The 16,435-nt window shown below is 38.4% G+C and carries 18 protein-coding genes; 14 read left to right on the top strand and 4 right to left on the bottom strand.

Going from position 1 to position 16,435, the window contains the following annotated elements:
* Window positions 1-78 precede the first annotated feature (78 nt).
* Both dapA and smpB read left to right on the top strand, forming a co-directional pair.
* On the top strand, window positions 79-963 hold the full coding sequence (gene dapA / locus ACFIJS_RS01415; protein ID WP_375649157.1) for a 4-hydroxy-tetrahydrodipicolinate synthase: 885 nt from the start codon (window positions 79-81) through the stop codon (window positions 961-963).
* A gap of 18 nt (window positions 964-981) precedes the next feature.
* Window positions 982-1,458 (top strand): SsrA-binding protein SmpB, encoded by a 477-nt coding sequence (gene smpB / locus ACFIJS_RS01410; RefSeq protein WP_375649154.1) that lies wholly within the window; start codon window positions 982-984, stop codon window positions 1,456-1,458.
* A gap of 49 nt (window positions 1,459-1,507) precedes the next feature.
* On the opposite strand, the gene ACFIJS_RS01405 is transcribed toward smpB, so the two are convergent.
* Window positions 1,508-2,176 (bottom strand): uracil-DNA glycosylase, encoded by a 669-nt coding sequence (locus ACFIJS_RS01405; protein WP_375649311.1) that lies wholly within the window; start codon window positions 2,174-2,176, stop codon window positions 1,508-1,510.
* A 555-nt stretch (window positions 2,177-2,731) separates the two neighbouring features.
* Here ACFIJS_RS01405 and rpoZ point away from each other — a divergent pair.
* The 11 genes from rpoZ to panB all read left to right on the top strand — a co-directional run bounded on the left by rpoZ (window position 2,732) and on the right by panB (window position 12,131).
* Window positions 2,732-3,130 carry a DNA-directed RNA polymerase subunit omega gene (gene rpoZ, locus ACFIJS_RS01400; RefSeq protein WP_273791104.1) on the top strand — a complete coding sequence of 133 codons (399 nt, stop codon included), beginning with the start codon at window positions 2,732-2,734 and terminating at the stop codon, window positions 3,128-3,130.
* Window positions 3,131-3,257: 127 nt separating this feature from the next.
* Window positions 3,258-5,483: a RelA/SpoT family protein gene (locus ACFIJS_RS01395; protein WP_375649152.1), complete on the top strand. Its 2,226-nt coding sequence runs from the start codon at window positions 3,258-3,260 to the stop codon at window positions 5,481-5,483.
* Between the two features lie 16 nt (window positions 5,484-5,499).
* Window positions 5,500-6,078, top strand: a complete 579-nt coding sequence (gene pyrE / locus ACFIJS_RS01390) for an orotate phosphoribosyltransferase (protein ID WP_375649309.1) — start codon at window positions 5,500-5,502, stop codon at window positions 6,076-6,078.
* 94 nt (window positions 6,079-6,172) lie between these two features.
* Entirely contained in the window at window positions 6,173-6,763 is a 591-nt protein-coding gene (locus ACFIJS_RS01385) for a DUF2062 domain-containing protein (protein WP_375649149.1), read from the top strand.
* 20 nt (window positions 6,764-6,783) lie between these two features.
* Entirely contained in the window at window positions 6,784-7,185 is a 402-nt protein-coding gene (gene acpS, locus ACFIJS_RS01380) for a holo-ACP synthase (RefSeq protein ID WP_375649147.1), read from the top strand.
* Window positions 7,186-7,264: 79 nt separating this feature from the next.
* Window positions 7,265-8,077 (top strand): signal peptidase I, encoded by an 813-nt coding sequence (gene lepB / locus ACFIJS_RS01375; protein ID WP_375649144.1) that lies wholly within the window; start codon window positions 7,265-7,267, stop codon window positions 8,075-8,077.
* Window positions 8,058-8,765 (top strand): ribonuclease III, encoded by a 708-nt coding sequence (gene rnc, locus ACFIJS_RS01370; RefSeq protein WP_375649141.1) that lies wholly within the window; start codon window positions 8,058-8,060, stop codon window positions 8,763-8,765. The genes lepB and rnc overlap by 20 nt, the downstream gene beginning before the upstream one ends.
* A complete protein-coding gene (gene era / locus ACFIJS_RS01365) occupies window positions 8,758-9,663 on the top strand; it encodes a GTPase Era (RefSeq protein WP_375649307.1) in 906 nt (301 codons plus the stop codon). Before rnc ends, era begins: the two co-directional genes overlap by 8 nt.
* A gap of 25 nt (window positions 9,664-9,688) precedes the next feature.
* Window positions 9,689-10,435, top strand: coding sequence for a DNA repair protein RecO (gene recO / locus ACFIJS_RS01360; protein WP_375649139.1), 747 nt, complete (start codon window positions 9,689-9,691; stop codon window positions 10,433-10,435).
* Window positions 10,436-10,458: 23 nt separating this feature from the next.
* Window positions 10,459-11,319 (top strand): pantoate--beta-alanine ligase, encoded by an 861-nt coding sequence (panC, locus tag ACFIJS_RS01355; RefSeq protein WP_375649137.1) that lies wholly within the window; start codon window positions 10,459-10,461, stop codon window positions 11,317-11,319.
* Complete coding sequence (gene panB, locus ACFIJS_RS01350) at window positions 11,316-12,131, top strand: 3-methyl-2-oxobutanoate hydroxymethyltransferase (protein ID WP_375649135.1); 816 nt, start codon at window positions 11,316-11,318, stop codon at window positions 12,129-12,131. Before panC ends, panB begins: the two co-directional genes overlap by 4 nt.
* Window positions 12,132-12,646: 515 nt before the next feature.
* Here the strand turns inward: panB and ACFIJS_RS01345 are convergent.
* Together ACFIJS_RS01345 and ACFIJS_RS01340 are read right to left on the bottom strand one after the other, a co-directional pair.
* Entirely contained in the window at window positions 12,647-13,264 is a 618-nt protein-coding gene (locus ACFIJS_RS01345) for a YfbR-like 5'-deoxynucleotidase (protein WP_375649133.1), read from the bottom strand.
* On the bottom strand, window positions 13,257-14,129 hold the full coding sequence (locus ACFIJS_RS01340) for a YgfZ/GcvT domain-containing protein (protein WP_375649131.1): 873 nt from the start codon (window positions 14,127-14,129) through the stop codon (window positions 13,257-13,259). Before ACFIJS_RS01340 ends, ACFIJS_RS01345 begins: the two co-directional genes overlap by 8 nt.
* A 64-nt stretch (window positions 14,130-14,193) precedes the next feature.
* On the opposite strand from ACFIJS_RS01340, the gene ACFIJS_RS01335 reads away from it, so the two are divergent.
* A complete protein-coding gene (locus ACFIJS_RS01335; protein WP_375649128.1) occupies window positions 14,194-15,522 on the top strand; it encodes a dihydroorotase in 1,329 nt (442 codons plus the stop codon).
* A gap of 418 nt (window positions 15,523-15,940) precedes the next feature.
* On the opposite strand, the gene ACFIJS_RS01330 is transcribed toward ACFIJS_RS01335, so the two are convergent.
* On the bottom strand, window positions 15,941-16,309 hold the full coding sequence (locus ACFIJS_RS01330) for a TIGR02301 family protein (RefSeq protein ID WP_375649125.1): 369 nt from the start codon (window positions 16,307-16,309) through the stop codon (window positions 15,941-15,943).
* Window positions 16,310-16,435 lie beyond the last annotated feature (126 nt).

The raw sequence follows: 16,435 nt of genomic DNA, 5'->3' as shown, positions 1-16,435 counted from the left end.
GAGCAAGATTATGCTCTATTTAAAATTTATAAAAGGCGATTATTAAAAAATAAAAGCGAACATTATAGGGAGTTTATCATGCTCAAGGGAGCTATAACTGCGCTTATTACACCGTTTGATAGCAAGGGCGCAATCGATGAGAAGGCGTTTTGTGATTTTATTGAATGGCAGATCACACAAGGGATTAACGGTGTAAGCCCAGTTGGGACAACGGGTGAATCAGCAACGTTAAGTCATGAAGAACATAAGCGGATTATAGAATTGTGTGTTGAGCAGGTCGCAAAGCGTGTTCCTGTTGTTGCTGGAGCGGGATCAAATAGCACAAGTGAGGCTGTAGAGCTTGCACAATACGCGCAAAAAGCTGGTGCAGATGCAGTTTTGGTTGTCACTCCCTATTATAATAGACCAAATCAATCTGGTTTATACAAACATTTTTCTTCCATTGCCAAGGCTGTTTCTATTCCGATTATAATTTATAATATTCCTGGTCGTTCTGTTATCGATATGGCTGTTGAAACGATGAAAGACCTTTATCAAGATTTTAAAAATATCATTGGTGTAAAGGATGCAACAAGCAGAATTGAACGCGTTAGTGAACAACGTGAAAAGTGTGGGAAGGATTTTGTACAGTTTTCCGGTGATGATTGTACAGCGTTAGGTTTTAATGCACATGGAGGTATGGGGTGTATTTCAGTTTCCTCCAATGTTGCTCCAAAGCTTTGTGCAGAGCTTCAAGCCGCTTGTTTTCGTGGTGATTATAAAACAGCACGAGAATTAAATGATCGCTTGATGCCTCTTAATCGTGCTGTGTTTATTGAACCTAGTCCAGCAGGTATTAAATATGCTGCTGCCAAATTAGGATTTTGTAGTGATACTGTGCGTTCTCCGATTGTTCCATTAACAGAAAGAACAAAGAAGATTATTGATGCAGCCCTCAGTCATGCTGGTCTTTTAAAAGCATAAAATGATATTGACAAAGCCATGAATAAAAAAAAGTACGCGTCCGTACGGAAAATAATTGCTGACAATCGTAAAGCACGTTTTAATTTTGAAATCCTTAATAATCTCGAGGCTGGTCTTGTCCTTCAGGGAGCGGAAGTAAAGTCCTTACGTTCTAATCATGCCAATATTGCTGAAAGCTATGCGAGTTTTGAGAATGGGGAATTATGGTTAGTAAACAGCTATATTCCTGAATATACGCAGGCTAATCGTTTTAATCATGAACCGAGACGTTTGCGCAAGTTATTACTTTCAAAACGTGAGATGGCACGTTTTTTTAATGCAACGTCTCGTGAAGGAATGACACTTGTTCCTCTTAAACTTTATTTTAATGAACGAGGGCGCGTTAAGTTGGAGATTGCTCTAGCGCGGGGAAAAAAGCTTCATGATAAGCGCGAAACAGAAAAAAAACGCGATTGGGGACGTGAAAAAGCAAGACTTTTAAAAAGATATGGATGACGGATGCTATTTAGATATCCTTTATTTATAGCGCTGGTTTAAAACAGTTTTAGCATTGATCTAAGTATGTTTTTGCTGCTTGAAAAATTTGGTGAAACATGGCGTCTGTCAAGCGTCCAGTATTTGTATTATAACGAGAACAGTGATAGCTCGAAAAGATGCGTAATCTGCCGATGTTATTGATTTCGCCGTGTCCAAAAGGGTGAGCTAAAACTTTTGCATTAAGGGCACGTATCGTTGAATGGTGCGCAATGGTACCTAAGGTAATAACGGCTTTAAGTTTAGGAAGATTTGTTAAAAGAGGTGAGAAGAAATAGCGACACGTGTTAATTTCTGCACCGGTGGGTTTATTTTCTGGGGGAACACAACGAACAGAGTTAACGATTGCTGCATCAATCAATTCAAGAGTATCGTCTGCTTTTTCTTCAAAGGTTCCTTGGGCAAAACCAAATTTTTTTAAAGTTGAATAAAGTAAGTGCCCAGCGTAATCACCAGTGAATGGACGTCCAGTTCGATTTGCTCCGCGTAATCCAGGAGCAAGCCCAACAATAAGAAGGCGCGTTGTGTTTGCTCCTTTATAAGGAAAGAATGGGCGCACCGGTGCGTTATACCAACTTGGTTCTTTTATACGCCAGTCAGCGATAAACTGATGGAGCCTAGGACATAAATTGCAATTTTGGGGTGGTTCTGGGCAAAGTGATGTTAATTGGCTATTCATGGTGTTAGGCATCAATCGTTTTTTCTATTTTTTTGAGTCTTTTATAGCGTATATGATGGATTATGTTTTGAGAAACAATCTATAATGAATATAAATAAAATTTAATGTAAATTTATTGCTCATTATTATGTAAAGAGAGGTAATCTTTCAGTAATTTATTTGATGAATAAGAGTGCAATACACATGATGTTCAAGGAAAAAAGTTCTCTCTTTAAATCAAGATATTATCATAAAAAGTATGCATAAGGCTGCCGTTATTGCAAAGGATTTTAAACAGCTGGTATTCTTTTTAAAAGGATGAAGACTCCAAACAAGCATTTTGTCAAGAAAGACCTTCCTTTGTTTGAAGGCAATCTATTGGAATGCTTTTAAGAGCAGCTTTGATAACGAGCATAAATAGGTTATACCTTTTTATAAATTTTCCAAGAATTTTCTTAAATAAGTTCTTTAATCAAAAAATATAAAAGTTTGTGTTGTTTTTCTTGTGTTTTATTTTGATTATTGTATATACTTCTCTATCCGCTATTAAATTTTTTATTTGAGAAAGAGGCATAAATGGCCCGCGTAACGGTAGAAGATTGTATTGATAAAGTTGATAACCGCTTTGAATTGGTGCTTTTAGCAGGTCATCGGGCGCGTCAGATTTCACAAGGAGCGCAGATTACGGTTGATCGTGATAATGATAAAAATCCAGTTGTTGCTTTGCGTGAAATAGCAGAAGAAACATTGTCGCCTGCTGATTTAAAGGAGGACCTTATTCATTCACTGCAAAAGCATGTGGAAGTAGATGAACCAGAAATGGCAAGTGAATTTATTACCCATTCAGGTGAAGCTGAAAGTGTTTTTAATACGTCGTCGCAAGAAGAAGGTACTTCATTTGATCATATGTCAGAAGAAGAGCTTTTAGCGGGTATTGAAGGTTTGGTTGTTCCAGAAAAAAGTGACGATTATTAATTGCGGCAATTTATATTACAGGAGTAAAGATATCTTGTCTGTAAGGGGCAGTTATTTTTCTTGTCTTTTATTGATAAGACGTGTTCAATAAGCATTAGGGGTGTGAAAAGATAAAGGATATGCTCTTATGATGCGTCAGTGTGAGCTTGTTGGACGTGTTCAACGTTACAAGTCTGACGTAGATGAGGCTCTTTTAAACAGGGCCTATGATTATGCGATGAGAAAGCATGGACATCAAAAGCGTGCTTCGGGTGATCTTTATTTTTCTCATCCTTTGGAAGTTGCTGCTATTTTGACAGATATGCGGTTGGATGAGGCAACGATTGCTGTTGCTCTTTTGCATGATACAATTGAAGATACAAGCGCTACACGAGCAGAAATTGATCAGCTTTTTGGTTCTGAAATTGGGAAGTTGGTTGAAGGACTTACAAAGCTTAATAAGCTTGATCTTGTATCAAAAAAAGCCGTACAGGCAGAAAATCTTCGTAAACTTCTTATTGCCATTTCTGATGATGTTCGTGTTCTTTTAGTCAAACTTGCTGACCGCCTTCATAATATGCGTACCTTGGGTGTTATGCGTGATGATAAACGTCGGCGAATTGCTGAGGAGACGATGGATATTTATGCGCCACTTGCAGGACGTATGGGTATGCAGGATATGCGCGAGGAATTAGAGGATCTTTCTTTCTTTTATTTAAATCCAGAAGGTTATCGTACGATTACCAATCGACTTTCTGAATTATTGAAACACAACCGTGATTTGCTTTCCACAATTGAAAATGAATTGACAAAACTTTTTTTCGAGCATGGCATTAAAGCGAATGTTAAAAGCCGTCAGAAAAAATCTTATTCAGTCTTTCGCAAAATGGAAAGTAAAGCATTATCTTTTGAACAGTTATCGGATATTTTTGGATTTCGTGTGATTGTTGAAACAGTACATGATTGCTATCGTGCTCTTGGTGTCATTCATACGACATGGCCAATGGTTCCCGGTCGTTTTAAAGATTATATCTCTATACCAAAGCAAAATGATTACCGTTCTATTCATACAACAATTGTGGGTCCTTCAAGACAACGTGTTGAGTTGCAAATTAGAACGGCAGCTATGGATGAAGTTGCTGAATATGGGGTTGCTGCTCATTCTATATATAAAGAGCACGGTTCCAATTATTCGACTTTGAAGTTATCAAGCGAAACGAATGCCTATGCATGGTTGCGTCAAACGGTACAATCTTTGTCTGATGGAGATAATCCAGAAGAGTTTTTAGAACATACAAAACTTGAGCTTTTTCAAGACCAAGTTTTTTGTTTTACGCCGAAAGGTCGATTAATTGCTTTTCCTAAAGGAGCTACGCCTATTGATTTTGCTTATGCCGTTCATACAGACATCGGTGATTCTTGTGTGGGTGTAAAAATCAATGGTCGTATTATGCCTTTAATGACCAAATTAAAAAATGGTGATGAGGTTGATATTATTCGTTCACACGCTCAAATTCCGCCAGCTGCATGGGAGTTTCTTGTTGTCACAGGTAAAGCACGTTCAGCTATTCGACGAGCAAGCCGTGCCGCGGTACGTAAACAATATTCGGGTTTAGGATATCGTATTCTCGAGCGTTCATTTGAATATATGGGAAAACAATTTTCAAAAGACGTGTTGAAGAAAGTTTTGCCACGTTTAGCACGTAAAGATGTAGAGGATGTATTGGCTGCTGTTGGGCGTGGAGAGCTGTTTTCCGCTGATGTGATTAAAGCGGTTTATCCTGATTATCAAGATCACCGTGTGGTACAAAAGTCATCTTTTAAGCCTGGGGAAGAAGGTTGGTTTAATATTGAAAATGCTCAAGGTATGATTTTTAAAGTTCCAGAAAATGAAAAGAATGCAATGGTCGAAAATCATCAATCTAAAGCATTGCCTATTAGAGGAACCCGTGGAGATATACCCGTACGTTTTTCACCGGAAGGAGCAGTACCTGGAGATCGGATTGTTGGTATTCTGCAGCCAGGGGCTGGGATCGTTATTTATCCAATACAGTCTTCAGCTTTGATGGCGTATGATGATCAGCCAGAACGCTGGATTGATGTCCGCTGGGATATTGATGCCCAAATGAATGAACGTTTTCCTGCACGGATGAATGTTTTGGTTGTAAATAGTCCTGGTTCTTTGGCTGAAATTACACAAATAATTTCTGCTAATGATGCCAATATCCAAAATTTATCTTTTATCCGTACAGCCCCAGATTTTACAGAAATTATGATTGATTTGGAAGTGTGGGATTTAAAACATTTGAATCGTATTTTTTCTCAGTTAAAAGAGGTAGGTTCAGTAAGTACAGTACGGCGGGTTCATGGATAAAAAGAAAGATTTTGCAATGAATACACAAGATGTCATTGATATTTTTAAACAAGCAGATGCTATTCTAGAAGGGCATTTTATTTTAACATCGGGGCGCCATAGTGCGACTTATATGCAAAAAGCGAAAGTATTCATGCATGCTGACTTGACGGAAAAGTTATGTCGTGGATTGGCTGAAAAAATCAAAAAATCTATTGAGGGAAAAATTGATTATGTTGTTGGTCCCGCAATTGGCGGTCTTATTCCTTCCTATGAAACTTCACGTCACCTTGGTGTTCCTTCTCTTTGGGTAGAGCGTGTAAATGGCATCTTTGAATTGCGTCGTTTTGAAATCAAGAAGGGTGCACGGGTTGTTATTGTCGAAGATATTGTGACAACGGGTCTTTCCATTCGTGAGACGGTTGAGGCGCTCGTTGCAGCAGGAGCAGAGGTATTGGCCAGTGCATGTATCCTTGATCGTTCTGGTGGTAAGGTCAATGTTGGAGTTCCATTGATTGCGCTTGCTGGATATGAGATAACCTCTTATACTAGTGATGCACTTCCTGCAGAGCTTTCTGTTCTTCCAGCGATTAAACCAGGCAGTCGAAATATTTAATTGTCTTTCTATTTTTTTTTGTGCAAAAGCTTAAAAAGATTAATTTGGATGATATAGATGATTTCATCATCAAAAGATGTGTATTGAGAGTCATATGCTTTTTCGTCGTCGAGAACCAATAGATTTTGTAACGCGTATTCGACTTTGGTTATGGCCACGTCGTTCATTTTCTCGCTCATTTTGCTACATACATAAACGTATTTTGCGTATATCAGCAACATCCCATGAAGTAGCATTAGGGGTTGCTATTGGCATTTTTTTAGCTTGTTCCCCTTTCTTTGGGTTGCATATTATTTTGGCAATATTTTTTTCTTGGCTTTTACGTGCAAACTTTGCTGCCGCAATTATTGGGACGATTTTTTCTAATCCCCTCACATTTTTATTGATTGTCATGGCTGATTATAAAGTAGGGTATTTTTGTTTATCACTTTTTAGCGATGTCAAAGAGATTTCTCTTTCGCAAATTCGTGCTCTATTTAATGGTTTGACATTGTCAAATCTCTCTCTCCTCTTTAAAGGCGCATGGGACACAATTATGAGTCCTATGATTTTAGGTGGAACTCTTTTAGGTATTGTTTTTGGTGGTTTATCTTATATAGGTGTTTACAGAGCAACGGTTCGTTTTAAACAAAAGCGATATCAAAAGATTATAAAAAAAAGGCGTTTAAAGAAGCGTTTATCGTAAGAAAGATCGGGTAATATTTTATGATTGTTGGTCTTGGAAATGATCTGGTTGATATACAACGTATTGAGAAAATGTTGGTTCGTTATGGTGAGCGTTTTATCCAACGTATTTTTACGGATATTGAAAGAAATAGATCCGAAAATCTCAAAAAAAGCTCCTCTTCCTATGCAAAAAGATTCGCTGCTAAAGAAGCATGTGCTAAAGCCTTAGGAACGGGAATCGCTTGTGGTATCAATTGGAAAGACATGGGGGTAGTTAATTTGCCATCTGGTAAACCAATAATGCAATTAACAAATCGTGCGCAAGTGCAACTTCAAAAGTTATTACCTCCTCATCATGAGGCAGTTATTCATCTTAGCATAACAGATGATTTTCCTTGGGCACAAGCATTTATTATTATCGAAGCACTTCCACGTGGATAGATAGTGTGAGAGATTGTGCTTTTGTTATTTGAATATTATGATGAAAAAAATTATATCTGTGATGAGAAGGCAGTTGGTGATGATCCAAAAAGATAAAGTGCATAAAAAAGAAAAAAAAGGTGGGCTTCGTGAATTTATTTCTGTTTTAATACAGGCTCTGCTTTTAGCAGCATTTATTCGGACACTTTTTTTCCAGCCTTTTAGTATTCCTTCCGGTTCAATGCGTCCTACTTTGTTGGTGGGAGATTATCTGTTTGTTTCTAAGTATGCATACGGGTATTCTCGTTTTTCCATCCCCTTTTCTCCTCCTCTTTTTTCTGGACGGATTTGGGCATCTCAACCTCAACGTGGAGATGTAGTCGTTTTTCGCTTACCAAGTAATCCGAAGATTGATTATATAAAACGCGTTGTTGGGCTACCAGGTGATCGTATACAAGTCCGTCAAAGTGTTCTTTATATTAATGATGAGGCTGTTTCACGTTACTTTATGGGGGAGATTGATAATTCTGATATAACAGAGGTTAACTATCCTGTTGAGGTTTATCGTGAGACAATGCCTAACGGTGTTAGTTATGATACACTTGATTTAGCTTTCATCCCGAAAGTTGATGATACAAAAGTCTTTGAAGTTCCTCAAGGTCATTACTTTATGATGGGAGATAACCGGGACAATTCAGATGATAGTCGTTTAGATGTAGGCTATGTTCCAGAAGAAAATCTTATTGGTCGCGCGAGCGTGATTTTCTTTTCTATCAGTAACGGTTCAAGTGCTTGGCAGATTTGGCGCTGGCCATTTGATGTGCGTTGGAAGCGTTTGTTTTCTTTCATAAATACGGTTCATGATTTGCCGCTTATCAATCAAGGAAACAACGATGAAACGACTAATGATTGATCAGCTTTTCAAGCTGACGGGACATCGTTTTAAAGATGAAGAGAGGTTAAAGAGGGCATTAACACACTCGAGTGTACAAGATTCGGAACAGGGGAATTATGAACGACTAGAGTTTCTAGGGGATCGGGTTTTAGGGCTTTTGATTGCAGAAATGCTGTATCAACTTTTTCCTCAGGCAAGTGAAGGTGAATTATCAGTCCGTTTGAATCATCTGGTCAATGCACAGACATGTGCTGATATTGCGCGTGAAATGAGGTTGCCTGATATGATCCGTGTTGGTTTTGAGATGAAAAATTTCGAGGGGCGTCGACTCATCAATATGCATGCAGATGTCGTGGAAGCTTTGATTGCCGTGATATATCTCGATGGAGGATTGGAAAGCGTTCGCCCTTTTATTCAAAAATATTGGCAAAGTCGGGCAAAGAAAATGGATGCTGGTCGACGTGATGCCAAGACAGAATTACAGGAATGGGCGCATATCCAAGGCAATGCACAACCACATTATCAGGTTATAAAGCGTTCAGGTCCAGATCACGATCCTGTTTTTATGGTAGAGGCAAGTATTTCTGGGTTTGCTTCAGAGATTGGGCAGGGAAGTTCCAAAAGATATGCTGAAAGAATGGCAGCTGAAAAAATTTTGCGACGAGAGGGTGTATGGAAAACAGTGAGAAAAAATGATCATGAGTGACGTTATGAAAACGCGTTCTGGGTTTGTTGTGCTTATTGGGATGCCTAATGCCGGTAAATCGACATTGGTTAATCAATTGGTTGGAACAAAGGTTTCAATTGTAACACATAAGGTACAAACAACACGAACTTTAATCCGCGGTATTGTCATTCATGATGATGTGCAAATTGTGTTGGTCGATACACCGGGTGTTTTTCGTCCCCATAAGCGCTTAGAACGTGCCATGGTCGCTGCTGCTTGGGGAGGGGCTAAGAGCGCTGATGTTCTGCTCGTTTTAATTGACGCTCAAAGTGGTCTTTCGGATGAAGTTGATATGATGTTAGATATTGTAAACAATATGAAACAAGAAAAAGTTCTTGTTCTTAATAAGATTGATACAGTTGTTAAATCATCTCTTCTAGCGTTAACCACCAAAATAAATGAACGTGTAAAGTTTGCGCAAACATTTATGATTTCTGCTCTAACCGGTTCTGGTTGCAAGGATTTACTTCATGCGTTGAGTAACATGATGCAGGAGGGGCCATGGTATTATCCGGAAGATCAAATTTCCGATATGCCCATGCGTCATCTTGCTGCTGAAATTACGCGTGAAAAACTTTTTCTTCGTCTTCATGATGAACTTCCTTATTCCTCAACGGTTGAAACAGAAAGCTGGGAAGAGCGTTCAGATGGTTCCGTTAAAATTAATCAAGTTATTTATGTCGAGCGGGAGAGTCAGAAAAAAATTGTCTTAGGAGCAAAAGGCGGTACAATTAAAGCGATTGGTCAAGCAGCACGTAAAGAACTTATGGAAATTATGGATCAAAAGGTTCATCTTTTCCTCTTTGTGAAAGTGCGTGATAATTGGGATACCGATCCAGAACGTTATCGCGAAATGGGATTGGATTTTTTAAAATAAGATTTTTAAAAATAATTAAAGTAAAATGAAGTGGAAAGAACAAGCTGTTATTCTTGGTACACGCCAATATGGTGAAACAAGTGTTATTCTTGAGGTTATGACACGTGAACATGGTCGTTATATGGGAGTGGTAAAAGGAGGGCGGTCGCGTCGGATGGCAGCTCTTCTTCAACCTGGAAATTTTGTGGAGGCTGAATGGTGGGCTCGTTTAGAAGAACATTTAGGACTTTTTCGGCTTGAAGCTCTTGATTTACATGCGGCACGATTAATCTGTTTACCAGAAGCACTTTATGCTTTGCAATTGATAGCTTTTCATTTGCGGCTTCTTCCCGAACGTGATCCGCACCCCGTTTTATATGATATTTTACACCTTTTTATGCAGAATTTTGATGAACCATTTGTAAATGCAGAGTTGCTTGTACGTTTTGAAATGCGGCTTCTTGAAGAACTTGGTTTTGGTCTTGATTTATCTTGTTGTGCTGCAACAGGTCGTCAGGAAAGGCTTCATTACGTATCACCAAAATCTGGACGGGCTGTTTGTGAAGAGGCAGGGGAACCTTGGAAAAAAAAGCTTCTCATTCTACCACAGTTTCTTGTGCAAAGAACGACTCGTCCTGCTGATTCTAGTGACATAATAAGTGGTTTTATACTGACGGGTTTTTTTCTTATGCGTCATGTATGGGAGCCACGAGATATAAAGCAGCCGTCAGTGCGCATGAATTTGATACAATTGTTTGAGCGCCAATTTGGTATACAAGCATTAATTTATTGATCTGATGATAATTGAATAGGAAAATGAAAGTTTTAAAGACAATTGCTGAAGTTCGCCAATATACTTCAGAGGAACGACGTTTAGGTTTTTCGATTGGTTTTGTTCCAACAATGGGAGCATTGCATGATGGTCATCTTGCATTAGTACAGTATGCAAGAGCAATGTGTGATCGCGTATTGGTTTCTATTTTTGTCAATCCAAAGCAATTTGGACCTGATGAAGATTTTTTTCAATATCCAAGAGATTTGAAGGGTGATTGTGCTTTATTGAAAAAAGGAGGGGTTGAATGTGTTTTTGCTCCTTCTGTAGATGAAATGTGGCCACCAGGAAATGATACAATTGTGCAAGTGAAAAAATTATCACGTATTTTGATAGGAAAATTACGTCCAGGACACTTTTATGGTGTAACAAGCGTTGTTGCTAAACTTTTTAACATTGTCCAACCAGATAAGGCTTTTTTTGGAGAAAAGGATTTTCAACAAATTTTAATTATTCGGCGTATGGTTGAAGACTTGGCTTTTCCTATTGAAATTGTTGGAGTTCCTATTCTACGGGAGTCAGATGGTGTAGCTTGTTCTTCACGCAATCAGTTTTTAACATTAGAAGATCGTAAAGCTGCCAAAATTATTCCTGAAAGTGGGAAAGCTGCTGAAAAGCTTTACCATGAAGGTGAACGGTCGGTTGATAAATTATGCAAAACTGTTCGTGATATTTTACAACAAGAAACGCGTGCAATCATTGAAGCAATAGATTTACGGGATATGGAAACCTTATGCGTGGTTAGAGAAACATTGAATAAACCAGCAGTTTTACTTCTTACTGTTCGCTTTGGTGAGGTAAGGCTGATTGATCAATATATATTGCAAGAGAAGGGCGGAAAATGAGTGTACATAAAACCGTAAAGCGTATAACATCTTCCGAAATACGTGCAAGAAAGGGACAACAGCCAATTGTTTCTTTAACAGCTTATCAAGCTTATACTGCGCGGATTGCTGATCCATATTGCGATATCCTTTTGGTTGGTGATAGCGTTGGTATGGTTGTGTATGGGTTTGAGACAACGCTTCCTGTTAATTTAGATATGATGATTTTACACGGGCAAGCCGTTGTGCGTGGATCTCAAAAAGCTCTTGTAGTTATTGATATGCCTTTTGGCTCTTATGAGGAAAGTCCAGAGCAAGCTTTTTTAAATGCATCGCGTATTCTTGCTCAAACGGGGTGTGGTGCAGTTAAGCTTGAAGGTGGTGTTTATATAGCGGAAACAATTGATTTTTTGTGTAAACGTGGCATTCCAGTGATGGGGCACATTGGTCTTACACCCCAGGCAGTGAATCGTTTTGGTGGCTTCAAAACACAAGGACGAAAACAGAGTGATTGGCAAAGAATTGAAGCCGATGGGGCTGCAATTGAGGAGGCAGGTGCTTTTGCTACTGTTTTAGAAGGGATTGTCGAACCTTTAGCAGTAAAACTGACAGAAAAGCTTTCTATCCCTACGATCGGTATTGGTGCATCCAATCGGTGTGATGGACAAGTATTGGTTATGGAAGATATGTTGGGTTATGGTGCTCATGTGCCAAAATTTGTACGCCGTTATGGAGACCTTGAACAAGCCATGGAAACTGCAATAAAGAATTATGCAGAGGATGTCACATCTCATGCTTTCCCAGCGGATAATGAAGTTTATAAACTAAAATAAACTTCAGTTTAAGATAAAAATTTTAACAAGAGAACATTTGTTGTTTTGATAATGAATGTGCATTATTTCACATATTTTGTATGCAATTTGAGCTGTGCTTTTTTTAAGAAACATCTCTTAAGTCACTCAATCCCATTTCATAGCGGTGTCCGTGAATGGTATAATGGTAAAGCTCCTATGAAGTGTACGATTTATAGAGCACTACCATCTTTACGCTTCATAAGAGAGCAGGCACCATCATGCACTTTGCTAATTTTCAATTTTGCGACAGCACTTGGCACTTGAGATGGTTCATAAGAGGCATTTTAAATTCTTTCTTTAAAAATTTTTACCCATATACCGGCCCCGCTTATGACGTGCAAGAGAATGATTTTGATTGATTCAATATAAACAGATTTGAAAACAGTGAATCTTACGATATTAGAGGCTCTCATTCAACATGAAAAAACAATGAATTATTATTATAAATCAGTGTGATGAGTCTATAATGACAAAGAATCAACAATGCGAAGAGTTTATAATCTTTGGGCATCCAGGTCATTAAAGCGAGTTAAAAATGCGTTTTCAATTTGCTGGGTAGAATAGGGGTATAAATTAAGATCATCGGGTAAAATATTATTGGGAGAGCCAAAATAGTGAAGAGCTTCTTCTGGATTAAATCCAGCAAGCGTAATCGCTTCATAATAGGCAGCGATACGGTCGGCTTGTTTGATTTTTTTTAAAAGTTTTTGAGAAAGATCAACGGGAAGAGAAAAGCGTATGTGGATAGCATCTTGGATGCCCTTTTCAATGCGTTCATATTGTTTTCCTATGACAGCTTTAAAGGGGGAAATCATATCGCCGATGACATATTCTGGAGCATCATGAAGAAGAGCATAAAGACATTCGTTGCTTCCCAATTGTGGAAAAAGTTTTTGAAATATTTGTTCAACCAAAAGTGAATGTTGTGCAACAGAATAGGCATGCTCTCCTCGTGTTTGACCGTTCCAACGTGCCACGCGAGAAAGTCCATGGGCAATATCTTTAATTTCAACATCAAAAGGAGAAGGGTTGAGAAGATCAAGTCTGCGTCCAGAGAGCATTCTTTGCCAAGCGCGTGCTTCTCCATTTTTTAATAATTCAGCTTTAGCCATACGTATTTTCTATAGTATTTTCAGGAAAGGTAAAATTCATATTTTCAGCAACGTTTATAGTGACAGGAATGTTTTTTACAGTAAAGGGGATGTTACGGTCCATAGAATCTTTGATGTGGTCAATACGCATTAAAGCGAGAGCCTCATTTTCTACACATGTTCCCAAGTAGCCAAGCACTTTTGTTCCTGCTTCAATGCTAGATTGAGGGGTTAATTCACACTGGCCTTTTACAATAAAAATACGACGACGTGCTGCACGGCGGTGGTGCATTCGTGCAACAATTTCTTGTCCAATATAACATCCTTTATTGAATGCAAGTCCATTGATTTGATCGTAATTAATATCATGAGGAAAGACTTTGCCAACTTCATAGTCTTGACCACTTTCCGCAATTGCATAACGGATACGCAATTGATTCCATGTGTCATGATATTTTGAAGTCAAAAAAGGTTTTTTGCCATAGATTCGTATTATTTTTTCTTGTTCTGGGAAGCGTTTATCAACAAAACTTGAATCAAAATTTAAAGTATCTGATTCATTATTCAAAGAAACTGTAACAAGCTGTTGTAATGGTTGTGTAATTTCTACTTTTTTACGCAGCTTATAGAACAATAGATGTTGGTGAAGAGTATCAGCTAAAGGCATCCTGATATCAATCAGGTAACCATCTTCTTTTTTTCCGATAAGAAAATCAGCAAGAACCTTTCCTTGTGGGGATAAAAGGGCTCCAGGGAAAAGTGCCTGTGGGCTGATTTTTTTTACATCTGTCGTAATCAGGGATTGTAGAAAATCTGTTGCTTCTTCGCCTGTAATTTGAATAAGCCCGCGGTTTTTTAAGCAAATGGCATTTTGTTTTTCAATCATGGTTCTTGCCTTTCTGCTCAAAGTTACATAATCGATAAGTGAGCAATATGTAAGGAGCGTGGCTATGTTTAAAACATTTGATACAATTTTTAAAGGTGCAACACTTGTGAATCATGATGGAAGAAGCAAGCGTGATATTGGTATTACAAATGGTCGTATTGCTGAAATAGGCGACCTTACATGTGCATCGGCTAGTGAGGTCATTGATTGTACGGGGCTTCATATTTTACCAGGAATTATTGATAGCCAAGTGCATTTTCGTGAGCCAGGACATGAATATAAGGAGGATTTGGAAAGTGGCTCGTGTTCTGCTGTGTTAGGGGGTATTACGGCAGTTTTCGAAATGCCTAATACCCATCCCTTGACAACATCAGAAGAAACATTAAGCGATAAGGTTAAACGCGGATTTCATCGAATGCATTGTGATTTTGCATTTTGGGTTGGAGGAACGCGTGAAAATGCCCATGAACTCTTTGAGTTAGAAAGACTTCCTGGTGCGGCTGGAATTAAAGTCTTTATGGGGTCCTCTACCGGTGATCTTTTGGTTGATGATGATGAAAGTGTACGCCTTATTTTGAAGAATACACGCCGTCGTGCAGCTTTTCATTCTGAAGATGAGGCGAGGCTCAAAGAGCGTAAAATATTGCGTATTGAAGGGGATGCATCATCACATCCGATTTGGCGTGATGAAGTTGCGGCATTAAAATGTACGCAGCGTTTGGTAAAAATTGCTCATGAGACGAAGGCACGGATTCATGTGTTACATCTTTCGACAGAAGAAGAAATCGATTTTCTAAAAAAACATAAGGATGTTGCAACAATTGAAGTGACACAACATCATTTGACTCTCACGGCTGATGATTATAAGAGGTTTGGTACATTAATTCAGATGAATCCGCCTATTCGTGAGTCGCGACACCGTGAAGCTCTTTGGTACGGTGTTCAACAAGGAGTTATTGATGTCTTAGGCTCAGATCATGCGCCTCATACTCTTGAAGAAAAACTTCAACCTTATCCCTCTTCACCTTCAGGAATGACAGGGGTGCAAACAACAGCAGCAATTATGTTGACACATGTAAATGCAGGAAAAATATCTCTTGAACGTTTTGTTGATCTCACTTCACATGGCCCTAGTCGTATTTTTGGTATAAGCTGTAAAGGGCGCATTGCTGTTGGGTACGATGCTGATTTAACCATTGTTGATCTCAAGAGAGAAGAAATTATTACGAATAGCTTAATTGGTTCGCGTGCCGGTTGGACACCTTATGATGGTCAAAAAGTTAAAGGTTGGCCTGTTGGGACTATTATCCGTGGTATGCGCGTTATGTGGGAAGGTGAAATTGTCACACCTTCACAAGGAGAGCCCGTTAAATTTATGGAAACTTTGGTATAAACAGATTAAAATTATAAATATGCTGTAAAATACCATCTTTTAGAATGGTAATATAGGGTATGTCAGCCTCTTTGGCGCGTAAGTGTTTTTTTATGCGTGGTGAATATGCTTAGGCTTGTTTGTAGAAGCTATGAAGCAAATTACATGAGTGGAAAGCCAAGAAGAACCTTGTTCAAAAAGAACCTAGATTATTTACAGAGCAAATTTAGTTAAAAATCTTCGTCCTTTGAGGTGTGGAGCGGAAGCCAAAGAACGATTTTGTATGGGGGAAAAGGCGCTCATACGAATAAAAGCGTATCAAGATATTATTCTTTAAAAGCCTCTCTATTTTCAAAGCTTGTCTATTGCTCCCCGCATTTGTGAGAGGAGTATCATTGATATCGCTAAAATTAAGAGAGATACTTTTTGTATAGATTAATTATTTATAATGCATGAGGAGGTTTTCAGATAAAATTCTTCCTTCCTCAATGTATCTTTTATTGGCTTCAATGGCTGATTGTGTACAATGATGATAATTTTCTGAGAAAGCACGATACGCTTCATTAAACGCTTCATAAAAATAAGCACGTCTTTGTGGAATGGGGTGTTCTGCTTCAAGCAGTGCATTCATATAATCATACCATTGATTTGTTAGAGGCTCGCAAAGATTTTGGAGAGAATGCAGTGATCCCAAAATTTCTGCTAGCCGAAGCAATTTTTTTTCATAAGGTGGAGATTGTTGCGCAAAGGTTGGCGTTGCAATGACAAGAAATATTAAAATAATGATGTTCATCAATCTATTACGCATTATTTTTATTGCTTTCTTTGAATAAAACTTTGTACAGATAAAATATTTTTGTCATGAGAATGGTGTAAAAAAATAGAGTTAATTGCTACATTATTCTCAATTATTGATTATAAATATAGGGCGTAA

Origin of the sequence: Bartonella sp. OT172YNZD (assembly GCF_042193725.1) — a bacterium.
Taxonomy (GTDB): Bacteria; Pseudomonadota; Alphaproteobacteria; order Rhizobiales; family Rhizobiaceae; genus Bartonella; species Bartonella grahamii_A.
The sequence above is the reverse complement of the archived record's forward strand: the minus strand, read 5'-3'. Positions and strand labels throughout refer to the sequence as shown.

Coding starts and splice junctions, on each gene's coding strand:
- dapA (WP_375649157.1), top strand. CDS start 79: ATGCTCAAGGGAGCTATAACTGCGCTTATTACACCGTTTGATAGCAAG.
- smpB (WP_375649154.1), top strand. CDS start 982: ATGAATAAAAAAAAGTACGCGTCCGTACGGAAAATAATTGCTGACAAT.
- ACFIJS_RS01405 (WP_375649311.1), bottom strand. CDS start 2,176: ATGAATAGCCAATTAACATCACTTTGCCCAGAACCACCCCAAAATTGC.
- rpoZ (WP_273791104.1), top strand. CDS start 2,732: ATGGCCCGCGTAACGGTAGAAGATTGTATTGATAAAGTTGATAACCGC.
- ACFIJS_RS01395 (WP_375649152.1), top strand. CDS start 3,258: ATGATGCGTCAGTGTGAGCTTGTTGGACGTGTTCAACGTTACAAGTCT.
- pyrE (WP_375649309.1), top strand. CDS start 5,500: ATGAATACACAAGATGTCATTGATATTTTTAAACAAGCAGATGCTATT.
- ACFIJS_RS01385 (WP_375649149.1), top strand. CDS start 6,173: ATGCTTTTTCGTCGTCGAGAACCAATAGATTTTGTAACGCGTATTCGA.
- acpS (WP_375649147.1), top strand. CDS start 6,784: ATGATTGTTGGTCTTGGAAATGATCTGGTTGATATACAACGTATTGAG.
- lepB (WP_375649144.1), top strand. CDS start 7,265: ATGATCCAAAAAGATAAAGTGCATAAAAAAGAAAAAAAAGGTGGGCTT.
- rnc (WP_375649141.1), top strand. CDS start 8,058: ATGAAACGACTAATGATTGATCAGCTTTTCAAGCTGACGGGACATCGT.
- era (WP_375649307.1), top strand. CDS start 8,758: ATGAGTGACGTTATGAAAACGCGTTCTGGGTTTGTTGTGCTTATTGGG.
- recO (WP_375649139.1), top strand. CDS start 9,689: ATGAAGTGGAAAGAACAAGCTGTTATTCTTGGTACACGCCAATATGGT.
- panC (WP_375649137.1), top strand. CDS start 10,459: ATGAAAGTTTTAAAGACAATTGCTGAAGTTCGCCAATATACTTCAGAG.
- panB (WP_375649135.1), top strand. CDS start 11,316: ATGAGTGTACATAAAACCGTAAAGCGTATAACATCTTCCGAAATACGT.
- ACFIJS_RS01345 (WP_375649133.1), bottom strand. CDS start 13,264: ATGGCTAAAGCTGAATTATTAAAAAATGGAGAAGCACGCGCTTGGCAA.
- ACFIJS_RS01340 (WP_375649131.1), bottom strand. CDS start 14,129: ATGATTGAAAAACAAAATGCCATTTGCTTAAAAAACCGCGGGCTTATT.
- ACFIJS_RS01335 (WP_375649128.1), top strand. CDS start 14,194: ATGTTTAAAACATTTGATACAATTTTTAAAGGTGCAACACTTGTGAAT.
- ACFIJS_RS01330 (WP_375649125.1), bottom strand. CDS start 16,309: ATGCGTAATAGATTGATGAACATCATTATTTTAATATTTCTTGTCATT.